Annotated in this window: 7 protein-coding genes; 6 read left to right on the top strand and 1 reads right to left on the bottom strand. The window is 44.9% G+C overall.

Going from position 1 to position 10,962, the window contains the following annotated elements:
- Nucleotides 1–164: 164 nt before the first annotated feature.
- The 6 genes from LU351_RS07425 to LU351_RS07400 all read left to right on the top strand — a co-directional run bounded on the left by LU351_RS07425 (nt 165) and on the right by LU351_RS07400 (nt 10,547).
- The gene (locus LU351_RS07425) at nt 165–2,618 is read left to right on the top strand and encodes a type I secretion system permease/ATPase (protein ID WP_232593433.1); all 2,454 of its coding nucleotides are present in this window, start codon (nt 165–167) and stop codon (nt 2,616–2,618) included.
- A 1-nt stretch (nt 2,619) separates the two neighbouring features.
- Nucleotides 2,620–4,017 (top strand): HlyD family type I secretion periplasmic adaptor subunit, encoded by a 1,398-nt coding sequence (locus LU351_RS07420; protein WP_232593432.1) that lies wholly within the window; start codon nt 2,620–2,622, stop codon nt 4,015–4,017.
- The gene (locus LU351_RS07415) at nt 4,018–6,210 is read left to right on the top strand and encodes a type I secretion system permease/ATPase (protein ID WP_232593431.1); all 2,193 of its coding nucleotides are present in this window, start codon (nt 4,018–4,020) and stop codon (nt 6,208–6,210) included.
- Between the two features lie 227 nt (nt 6,211–6,437).
- Entirely contained in the window at nt 6,438–6,926 is a 489-nt protein-coding gene (locus LU351_RS07410; protein ID WP_232593430.1) for an Hcp family type VI secretion system effector, read from the top strand.
- Between the two features lie 85 nt (nt 6,927–7,011).
- Nucleotides 7,012–7,611, top strand: a complete 600-nt coding sequence (locus tag LU351_RS07405) for a class III lanthionine synthetase LanKC N-terminal domain-containing protein (protein ID WP_232593429.1) — start codon at nt 7,012–7,014, stop codon at nt 7,609–7,611.
- 281 nt (nt 7,612–7,892) lie between these two features.
- A complete protein-coding gene (locus LU351_RS07400; RefSeq protein ID WP_232593428.1) occupies nt 7,893–10,547 on the top strand; it encodes a reprolysin-like metallopeptidase in 2,655 nt (884 codons plus the stop codon).
- 183 nt (nt 10,548–10,730) lie between these two features.
- Here LU351_RS07400 and LU351_RS07395 read toward each other — a convergent pair.
- A partial coding sequence (locus LU351_RS07395; protein WP_232593427.1) for a hypothetical protein occupies nt 10,731–10,962 on the bottom strand: 232 nt, incomplete at its 5' end.

Below are 10,962 nucleotides of genomic sequence, written 5' to 3'. Positions count from 1 at the left end.
TCCCTTTTCTGATTTTATCACAGGCTCTCTGGCGTCCGCTTTGGGGCCTGTTTTTTTGATTAATGGTACGTGCTGTCACCAAAAATTCATAATTTAAATGGCGGGGTTTTCAGCGAATTCTGTTTATACGATTGAAGTGTAATTTTTCAATTGAAGAGCAGTCAATGAAATCCGTCGTCAGATTAAACCGTCCCGATCAGACCAATTCTTCTGGTCAGATCAACCCTTCCGATCAGACAAGCCCTCCCAATCAAAATAGTGGGAATGACAGTAGTGGAAATAACAATAGTGGAAATGACTTTCCCTACGAAAAAACAAGCGTTGCTTCTTTATTAGGCAGTATTCTCGTTGTGGCGATGATTCATCGTTTGGACGTGGATTTTGAGCAGGCAGAAAAACGGGCCTCGTCAATGATAAGCAAGCAGATCAAGCCGTGTGATAAGGCAGATAAAAAAATGGCTAAGGAACTTGCTTGTGATCTAGGCCTTAAAGTGGCGTTTCGTCAAAAAGCTCTGGTGGAACTAGACCATCGTCAGTTGCCTATGGTGTTTCGCACCAAAAAGGGAGATTGGGCGGTATTGGCAAAGCTGAGCGAAGAACAGGCATTGGTGCAACGCCCAGGAGAAAAAGCCCCTCATATATTGACTCACGATAAGCTGGCGGACATCTGGAGTGGCAGTGTTGTCTTTTTTAAGGGCCGTTCTGCGGCGAAAGAAAAAGTGAAGCCTTTTGATGTTACCTGGTTTATTCCGGAATTTTTACGTTATCGCCATTTTGCCTATGAAATGCTTGCCGCCTCCGCTTTTATTGAGATGCTGGCGCTATTAACACCCTTATTTTTTCAAGTGGTGATGGACAAGGTGATTGTTCATCAATCTATGTCGACATTGGATGTGCTGGTAACGGTACTGGTGATTGTGGCTGTATTGGAGGTGCTGCTGAAATGCCTTCGGCAATACGTTGCCACCCAGACGGCCACTCGGGTGGATGCACGCTTAGGCGGAAAACTTTTCAGCCACATGATGGAATTGCCGATTGCCTATTTTAAAAACCGCAGTGTAGGGCTGACGGTAATGCGCTTGCGCGAACTTGATTCTATACGAGAATTTCTCACCGGCGCGGCGAATACATTAATTATTGATTTATCGTTTACGTTCATCTTTTTTGCTGTGATGTATTTTTACTCTCCGTTTTTAACCTTGATTGTCGCAGCATCCATTCCGTGTTATTTCTTATTGTCTTTTTTGATTACAGCGCCGTTGGAAACACGTATTCAGGCGATGTATCGAGATGGTGCAATCAATAACGCCTTTTTAACGGAAACCCTAAGTGGGGTAGAAACCGTTAAAGCGCTGTCGTTGGAGCCACAACTCACTCGCCGCTGGGAAAAACAAACCCAGAATTTCGTGCACTCCAATTTCTTAGTGCAGCGCTTAATGCAGCTTTCTGGGAATCTTGTTACGGCCATTCAAAAAATAACGACGGTTCTGGTGTTATGGTTTGGAGCGCGGATGGTGATTGATCTTGAGTTATCGATTGGTCAATTAATTGCGTTCAAAATGATGGCTGATCACGTGAGCCAGCCGATCACACGTTTGGCGGAATTGTGGCGTAATTATGTGCAGGCCAGGGTTTCCATCGACCGTTTGGGGGATGTGTTGGATACGCCTGCCGAGCGCTCGGAAAAACAGCCGGCACTTTCAAATAATATACAAGGGCGAATTACGTTTAATAACGTCACATTCAGTTACGCACCGAATCTGTCCCCTGTTTTTAACAATTTCAATCTTGATATTCCTGCCGGTGCCATGGTGGCGTTTGTTGGGCCATCGGGTTCGGGTAAAAGTACCATCACAAAATTAATTCAGAAATTGTATTTGCCTTCAGAGGGGCAGGTCTGTGTTGATGGTGTCGATATCGCAACGGTGGATGCGGTGTCTTTGCGTGAACAAATGAGCGTGGTGTTGCAGGAAAACTATCTGTTCAATCGCTCGGTGCGAGAAAACATTGCTATTGCAGACCCAGCCGCGCCGCTTGGGGAGGTCATCGAATCTGCCAAAATGGCGGGAGCGCACGACTTTATTCTCGAATTGAGTGATGGCTACGATACCGTACTGGCTGAAGGCGGCGCTTCTCTTTCTGGTGGCCAACGGCAGCGTATTGCCATCGCGCGAGCTTTAATGAGTAACCCGTCCATTCTGATTTTGGACGAAGCAACGAGCGCTTTAGATGATCACTCGCAAGCCATTGTTCAGCAAGGCTTAGAAACCATCCGCCGGGGAAGGACGGTCATTATGGTGGCGCATCGACTCTCTACGGTTCGCAATTGTGACCGTATATTTGTTCTGGAGAACGGCAAGATTGTCGAATCGGGCAATCACGACACACTCTTGGCAAAAAAAGGCGCCTATTCACGTCTTTGGTCTTTGCAAAAAGGCGAATTAGGTATGCAGCAGCATGACCACGATTTTTCACAAATACGTCAACAGCAACAATCACCACAAAGACAAACACAAACACAAACACAAACACAACAACAAAGAGATCGTACGGCGTTTACCCAAGGTGAGGTAACTTTCGAAGGTGTGTCTTTTAAAGTGGATACGGTGAGTTCTTAATATGTTTTTAAACGGTGTAATAAAGCATTTTCGAGTGTTTAAACAAGCACTTCAAAGGCAGTTAAACGAGGTTCGAGGGCCCACGCGTAATCATCTTGAATTAGAGTTTTTACCAGCGTATTTAGAGGTTCTTGAGCGACCGCCGTCTCGGGTTGGGCGCTTTTTGGGAGTGGCCATTATGCTCCTGTGTTGTGGCGCTTTGTTGTGGTCGATTTACGGAAAACTGGACGTGATTTCTTCTGCGCCGGGGCGAATTGTGGTGGGCCATTATTCTAAAACCGTTCAGGCGGCTGAGGCCGGTGTCGTTACCAAAATTGCGGCATGGAATGGGCAAACGGTTCGTGCCGGTGATGTGTTAATTGAGTTGAACCCAACGTCGGCGGAAGCGGACACCAAACGATTACAGTGGCAGTCTGATGTGACGGCACTGAGTGTGGCGCGGCTTGAGGCGCTTCTTCAATCCGACCCTATGGCCAGCTTTATGGTGCCCAACGGGGTTGATGAGGAATTGGTGCAGCAAGCCAAAGCATATCTGCAAGGCGAGTGGTTGGCGTTCGTGACGTCTAGAGAAGCACTGAAATCCCAACTGGATCAAAATGCCACGGAGCAGGCGACATCAAAGACGTTGATTGAGCAAACTCATGTGCTATTAGCCACGGTGGAAGCGCGTTACGAATCCATAGTGCCGTTGGCCCAAAAAGGCAATTTTTCGAAAGTAGAGTTACTTCGTAGTAAGCAGGAAGTGTTGGAACATAAGCAGAATTTGACGGAGCAAAAAGCGCGACTCGATGTATTAATTCAGCAAGAAGCAACATTAAAAGCGGACTTACAAAAACAAGCAGCACAGTGGCGGCAAAATACCCTCAACCGCCTTGAAGAGAATCGTGCTCGGTGGGTCGACTTACGTCAAGAATTGGTGAAGGCCGAAGAAACAGCCAAGCTGCAAACCGTATTAGCCCCTGTGGATGGCGTTGTGCAACAACTGGAAGTTCATACGATTGGTGCAGTGGTCTCACCGGGTACGGCGTTAATGATGATTGTGCCTGATACTCGTAATCTTGAAGCCGAAGTCAATATTCTGAATAAGGATGTAGGTTTTATTCGTGCCGGACAAAAAGTGGAAGTGAAAGTGGAAAGTTTTCCTTACACAAAATACGGCACGGTACGCGGTGAAGTGCTGCACGTATCCCGAGATTCCATCGAAGATGAACAATTAGGGCTGATTTATCCGGCACGGGTCAGCCTCGATACTCTTGAATTTATGACGGAAGGCGAAACGGCTGAATTGTCTGCTGGGATGTTGATTACGGCAGAAATTAAAACCGGTAATCGACGGGTAATTGATTATCTTTTAAGCCCTCTGCAGGAATATCAATCTGAAGCGTTGAGGGAGAGATAAGTGAGCACTGAAGCCGAATCGTTAATGCAAACTTCGTGGACCAGTGAAGCGTGCAACCGTGTTGACCCGCAGTCAGACAGTGGCTTGCAAGCCTTGATGTTGGCTGCTGCTATTCTCGATCAGCCATGCGATGCCCTGCAGAGTTGGCATGTGCATGGGAAAACCGACGGTCGTTTTGAGGAGCTGGATATTCTTCAAGTGGCAGGCCGTATTGGGCTTCGAGCAAAGGCCTCAACATTGCGAATTGACAGGTTAAATCGATTGTCCCCTCCTGCGTTGGTGTATGATCAATTGCATCAGCAGTATCGGGTATTCGAAGGTGAGGAAGCGAAGATAATCACACTGACCGACCCACTCACTAAAATTCGTGAGTCGGTAACCCTGTCGTCATTAAAGCGCCGTTTGGCTCCTCGGGTTATTTTGTTATCACGAAAAACGTCTGAAACTCCCTCTCAACATCGTTTTGGTTTTCGCTGGTTTCTTCCTTCTATTCTCAAGCATGTCGATCGCTTTCGAGGCGTTATTGTGGCCTCGTTATTGATTCAGCTTTTCGCCTTAGTGACACCAATGCTGTTTCAGAATGTGATTGATAAAGTGTTGGTCAGTCGGGGTTTGCAAAGTTTGGATGTATTGGCCATAGGGCTGATTGCTTTAGCGGTTTTCGACCCATTAATGGCGTATTTTCGTGGGATTATTTTTACTCATTTGGCCAGCTGCGTGAACTCGGAATTGTCTGCGCGCTTATTCAGGCACCTTGTGCATTTACCGCTAAAGTACTTTGGAGCGCGCCAAACCGGTGAAATTATTGCGCGGGTAAGGGAGTTGGACAGTATCAGAAATTTTCTGACCGGCTCTGCCCTAATGATGGTGTTGGATTTGGCTTTTATTGGGGTGTTTATTATCGTGATGTTCAGTTATGCCCCTCAACTGACTTGGCTGGTGCTGGCCTCATTGATTATTTATTTATTGGTTTGGACATTCATCGCGCCTTTTTTACGTGCTCGGGTGACTCGGGAATTTGAACGCGGGGCGGATAACACCGCTTTTCTAACCGAGACTGTAACCGGTATTGAAACGTTAAAATCGTTGGCGGTGGGTGAACGTTTCAAGCGTGATTGGGAAGCGCAATTGGCCAGTTATTTAAAAGCGTCTTTTCGCACCAACATGTTGGGCAACTGGGCCGGTGGAGTGATTGGCTTGGTGCAAAAATTATTGAGCGCACTGTTACTTTGGTTCGGTGTGCGTTTAGTGATGTCTGGGGATTTATCCATTGGCCAGCTTGTTGCGTTCAATATGTTGGCTGGCCATGTCACCATGCCGATTTTGCGGCTGGCTCAAGTTTGGCAAGATTTTCAGCATACCGGGGTGTCAATTAACAGGCTCGGCGATATTCTCAATGAACCCACCGAGGCCATTGCCAGTGCGGGCCGGTCGTCATTGGAAAAGCTCGACGGTGAAGTGGAGCTAAGAAAAGTGACTTTTCGTTATACAGATACGGGCAATGAAGTATTACGACGCCTTGACCTTCGCATAAAGGCCGGTGAAAAAATTGGTATTACCGGGATGAGTGGCTCAGGAAAAAGTACCATCACGAAATTAATTCAACGCCTTTATGTACCGCAAAGTGGTCAAGTGCTGGTGGATGGGGTGGATCTTGCGCTTGCCGACCCGGCCATGTTGCGACGTCAGTTGGGAGTCGTGTTACAAGAAAGTTTTCTTTTTAATGGGTCGGTTCGCGAGAATATCGCGTTGGGGGCAACCCAAACCAGTCAGGAAAAAATCGAACACGTTGCGCGCTTAGCCGGCGCACATGATTTTATCTCCGAATTACCAGGTGGGTACGATGCTCAAGTGGGAGAGCGGGGTGGTGCATTGTCCGGTGGGCAGCGTCAGCGAATTGCCATTGCTCGGGCATTGTTGGTCAATCCCTCGGTATTGATTTTCGATGAAGCGACTTCTGCCTTGGACTATGAATCAGAAGCGGCGATTATCAGGCAACTGCCTAAAATATTGGAAGGGCGTACCGCCATCATGATCGCCCACCGTCTGAATTCCATGCGTTTGTGTGATCGTATTATCGTAATGGATAAAGGGGAAATTATTGAGGAAGGCTCTCATGATCAATTATTGGAATTAAATGGCCAATACGCCCAGCTTTGGAAGCTGCAAAATGGAGCCACTGGATTTCACTAAAACCTTTGGCTCCCGTCTCTACCATTCTGGTTAACCAAGTCTTGCTGCCTAGCCATCGTTCAGTCGCTTTGGTCTTTTTGCAAAAAAAGTAAAATCAATGCAACTATTCTCGTCTGCAATCAGTATTAATAAATTGAAATGCTTGATACAGGTTTTCAGCATGACAACAAACAACGACGTTTATGTTTGGTTGTTTTTTATACGAATTGCATATAGAGGTGATGTACATGGCTATTTACATGAACTACAACAAATTGGCGGTTAAAGGTGGCGTGACTGCGAAGGGTTATGAAAACTGGATTGAGCTGGATGGCATAAGCAAGGGTCATGGGCGTGCGGTATCCATGGATGTCGGTGCAATGTCTAATCGTGAGGCTTCTTTGCCTATGCTGAGCGAGATGTCTATTTCGAAAAAAATGTGTGCTGCATCTGCGGGTTTGTATAAAGATTCGTTGGCGGGTGATGCAGGTGTGCCAGTAGAAATACATATCGTGCAAACCGGCGCAAAAAGTGTTGAGAAATTTGCAGTATTTAAGCTGGACAATTGCATGATTTCTTCGTGGTCTATTGATGCGGCAAATGGCAGTGCACCTTCAGAGAGTATGTCTTTGAGTTTTGCAAAAGTGGAGTCGGATCTAACTCATGCAGACAAAACGAACAAAAATACGAAAAATATGAAAGTAGGCTTCTGTTTAGAAAAAGGTCAGGCGCTTTAATTATTAAAGGTATGAACTATTTTTTGTGGTATTTTTCTAGGCGCTCACTTCTATATGCGCCTAGTAGAAAATGTGGTGAAATAATATGTCTGAATTTATTTTCGCAAGAAAATCGCATAGAAATAAAGTATTAAAAACGAATTGGAATTGGGTGATGCCTGATGACGCCGTCATGCCAGATGAAGGTTGGAAATTGCATGTTAGTGCCAATGTTAACAATGCACACCAAATTTTATGGCAATTGGAGGATGTGTTATTTGATTTGGATTTGGTTTTCAAGTTTATTCCTAATAAAGCGGCGTTAGCGCAACAAAATGCCAGTGGCACACAAAGAGGAAAGTTTTTGGTTGTCTATCCTCGCGAGATTATTAGTGCCTTCATGGCGGTTTATTGTATAGATGAAAAATTAAAAAAAATGCACATTCGACGTTCGAGCAGTCCTGCTGTGCCTGGTGAAAGAGCGGTAGGGGATACCGTCATATATACCCGATATGGTGGATTTAATAATGATATTGTTCTTGGCCCTAATGGTAATCCTAAAAAATCCCCACGAGGAGTTATCTCACCAACGTGGATTAGGGATCCTTGGAATTACTACCAAAATGACGGGAGTGTGAATATACACAAGCTGAATACATTTGCAAAATGGCCTAAGCATCCAGCTGAGTTTCATCGATATGGGTGAGTGAACGATCACTAATTTAAATGCTGCGAAAGCGCTGCAGATTATTAAAGATAAGAAGTGTTTAATGAAATTTCTTTACGCTTGCTGAGCTTGTATCAAGGTGTTGAGTTGTCAATTAAGAACCACTTCACAAAATTTGTATTTATAGTGAATAGCTCTGACATACATATCGATTCTTTTCAGTACTTGTCTCTATGATAATTGTAATCCTTAACAAGGAGGACAATTAGTATGCCATTTCAAGAACCTAGGACAGAGTTTTGGTTTGGAGTATGTCTACTATGTTTAGATTATTCGCTGTTGTCGTTAGTTGTTGTTTGAGTAGCATTGTTTTCGCGATACAACCAGAAGAATTGTGGCGTAGTCACGGTCATGTTTCCTCAAATACAGAGGGAGTTTCTTCTCAACATTCGTCTAAATATTCTCATGCGAAACATGAAAATGGGAATGCTCATTCGGGGCATGAAAAAAGGGTTGGGATAAATTATCACAGTTTATCTGCTGACCTAGAAACGTTAACGTCATACTTTAAAACCGCGCCTGTTCAAGGCTCAACCGATAAAGGCCTTCCTTTTTATTACCCCTCACCCTCGGGTGAGTATATCTTGCTAGAAGCATTTTATTCACCGGCCATGTCGCCGGAGCTTGCAGAAAAATTTCCCAATATTCGAAGCTATAAGGTATTTAGCCCTGATGATGGCAATATCAGTGGCCGTATTAGCGTAACTCCGCTTGGGCTACAGGGGTTGGTGTCTACACCGAAGGGTGCAATGGCATTGGATTCCGGTGTTTTTTTTGGTGTTCCTCAAGGAGTTAATGAATATCGCGGGTATTTTGTTGAAGATATTAAATCCTCATCTCATGATTACGAAAAAAATTCTCATGATGGGATTTCATCCGATCAGATTTTTATGAAAGACACTAAAAGTCTTGATATTAAATCAGATCAGTATCACCAAATGAAAAACAGCCAATATAGAAAGCATTTTGGTGATCATGTCCGCGTCTATCGATTCGCGCTTGCTGCAATAGGTGAATTTACTCAAAACCTGATAAGTGGACAAAACGGTACTCCAAAAGAGATCACAATGGCTTATATGGCCTCTTTGGTTAATCGAGCAAACCAAATTCTTGAGCGCGATATTGCTGTGAGGCTTGAATTGGTAGCCGACAACGATAAATTGATATACACCAATCGTCACGCAGACCCCTACGGTGGTAATGGCTCCTATATTTATGATAATGAAACTAACCTGAACAATGTAATAGGGGTTGATAATTATGATCTTGGGCATATGTTGTGCCTTTCTGGAGGGGGGTTAGCTACTGTTGGACGACCTTGTAGAGAAGGTAAAGCCAGGGCATTTTCTTGTATCCCTCTTCCTTTCAGTTATTTCGAATTTTACGTTGTGAATTTATTTCTTCATGAGGTGGGGCATCAGCTTGGCGCTTTGCATACGTGGAATGCTCAAAATTGTGGTTGGACAGGTGAGCGGCGATACAATCTGGAAATTGGAGTAGGCACCACCATTATGACCTACGCATCGGTTTCTTGTGGAGGATCAGATCAAAACGCCATTCGGGATGAAGGTTCGGCGAGTCCTTTTTTTCATGCTGGATCGATTGAAGAGATGAATTGGATGGTGCATGAAGGCGCTGGTCAGTTTTGTGGCAGGTTTGAGCCAACCGGGCTTGTGGTGCCGTTTGCTGATGCTGGTGGAGATGATCTCACCATTCCAGCCAATACACCTTTCGCTTTAACAGCCCAAGTGGATTTCCAAGCTGCAAACCAGACTTTTATATGGGAACAGGTCGATGCGGGTGTTGTTAGGACATCAACTCTGGAAGAAATGAATACTGATCATGGTAGTGGCCCATTATTTCGCTCTTTTGAACCAGTATCGTCACCGACACGTTATTTTCCAAAAATGGAAGCGATATTATCTGGGGATTTAAAATCGTCTTTTGCTGAAATTCTGCCGACCACAGATCGTACAATGCGATTCAGGATGACGATGAGGGCAGGAGGGAGCGGTATTTCTCAGGATGACAAGACCATTACCGTCGATTCTGCTTCTGGCCCATTCAGTGTAATTGCACCGAATGGTGGCATGTTTGACTCGGGTCAGCCTATGGAGGTTGAGTGGGATGTTGCGAGGACGAATTTAGAGCCTGTTTCCTGTCAAAATGTCGATATTATTTTATTGAGCGGCGAACATTATTCACAGGAAAGAGTATTGTTATCCTCAACTCCCAATGACGGAGCTGAAAGTGTTTTATTGCCAAACCTTCAAGTCAATTTGGGTAGAATAAAGGTTGAGTGTAGTAATAATGTTTTCTTTAATGTCTCGCTAAATGATTTTCAGATTTCGGGGAATGGAGGTGGTGAGGATCCTACTTCTCCAGACGGAAATACCGATCCAGATGGAAATACCGGTTCAGACGGAAATACCGGTTCAGACGGAAATACCAATCCAGATGGAAATACCGGTTCAGATGGAAATACCAATCCAGATGGAAATACCGGTTCAGACGGAAATACCAATCCAGATGGAAATACCGGTTCAGACGGAAATACCGATCCAGATGGAAATACCGATCCAGATGGAAATACCGATCCAGATGGAAATACCGATCCAGATGGAAATACCGGTTCAGATGGAAATACCGGTTCAGATGGAAATACCAATCCAGATGGAAATACTGGTTCAGATGGAAATACCGGTTCAGAAGGCGATACCGATTCAGAAGGTGGTATTGATTTAGACGGAAACACTAATTCAAATGGAAGTGCTAACTCAGGTGACAATGTCAATTCAGATACAGTGGATGGTGGTTCAGGTGGTTCAGGTGGTTCTGGAGGAGGTTCATTCGACTTTTTACTGCTGATTGGTTTAATAATATTTGCTTTACGGCGTCGTTATGTATTCGAGTAAACCCTGACAATTGAGAAGTAGGCATACCCTGCACAAAAAGAAAGCTTCAGGTGATCTAAATGGCTACTTCAGCTCCATTCCATTAAATAAAAAAACCCCGCCATAAAGGCGGGGAAAATCACTCACTTCTTACTACTTCTCACTCACTTCTTACTGACTTTGCCTTACTTGGTGTTGCCCTACTTAAAAAGCGCTGGTTAATACATTCATGGGTGTAGCGTTGATGCTGTCAACAGCTGCTTCAGTTGCTCCGGCGGTGGTGTTTTCGCTGCGCTTGTAGCCCCACAAGGTGTCGAATAAGCCAGGCATGTCCATCATTGCCGGTTGTGATAATTCGTCGATCATGTGGAACGTCTCGTTAAAGCTTGGGTCAGTGTGGTATTCCGCCAAGTTCGCTTGAGGTGCGTAAGACACG

The sequence above is a fragment of the Marinibactrum halimedae genome, from assembly GCF_021234875.1.
GTDB lineage: Bacteria > Pseudomonadota > Gammaproteobacteria > Pseudomonadales > Cellvibrionaceae > Marinibactrum > Marinibactrum halimedae.
Note: the sequence above shows the minus strand (reverse complement) of the source record. Positions and strands in the feature narration are given on the sequence as shown.

Excerpts from the sequence above, each read along its gene's own strand:
- LU351_RS07405 (WP_232593429.1), top strand. The coding sequence starts at position 7,012 with ATGTCTGAATTTATTTTCGCAAGAAAATCGCATAGAAATAAAGTATTA.
- LU351_RS07400 (WP_232593428.1), top strand. The coding sequence starts at position 7,893 with ATGTTTAGATTATTCGCTGTTGTCGTTAGTTGTTGTTTGAGTAGCATT.
- LU351_RS07425 (WP_232593433.1), top strand. The coding sequence starts at position 165 with ATGAAATCCGTCGTCAGATTAAACCGTCCCGATCAGACCAATTCTTCT.
- LU351_RS07420 (WP_232593432.1), top strand. The coding sequence starts at position 2,620 with ATGTTTTTAAACGGTGTAATAAAGCATTTTCGAGTGTTTAAACAAGCA.
- LU351_RS07410 (WP_232593430.1), top strand. The coding sequence starts at position 6,438 with ATGGCTATTTACATGAACTACAACAAATTGGCGGTTAAAGGTGGCGTG.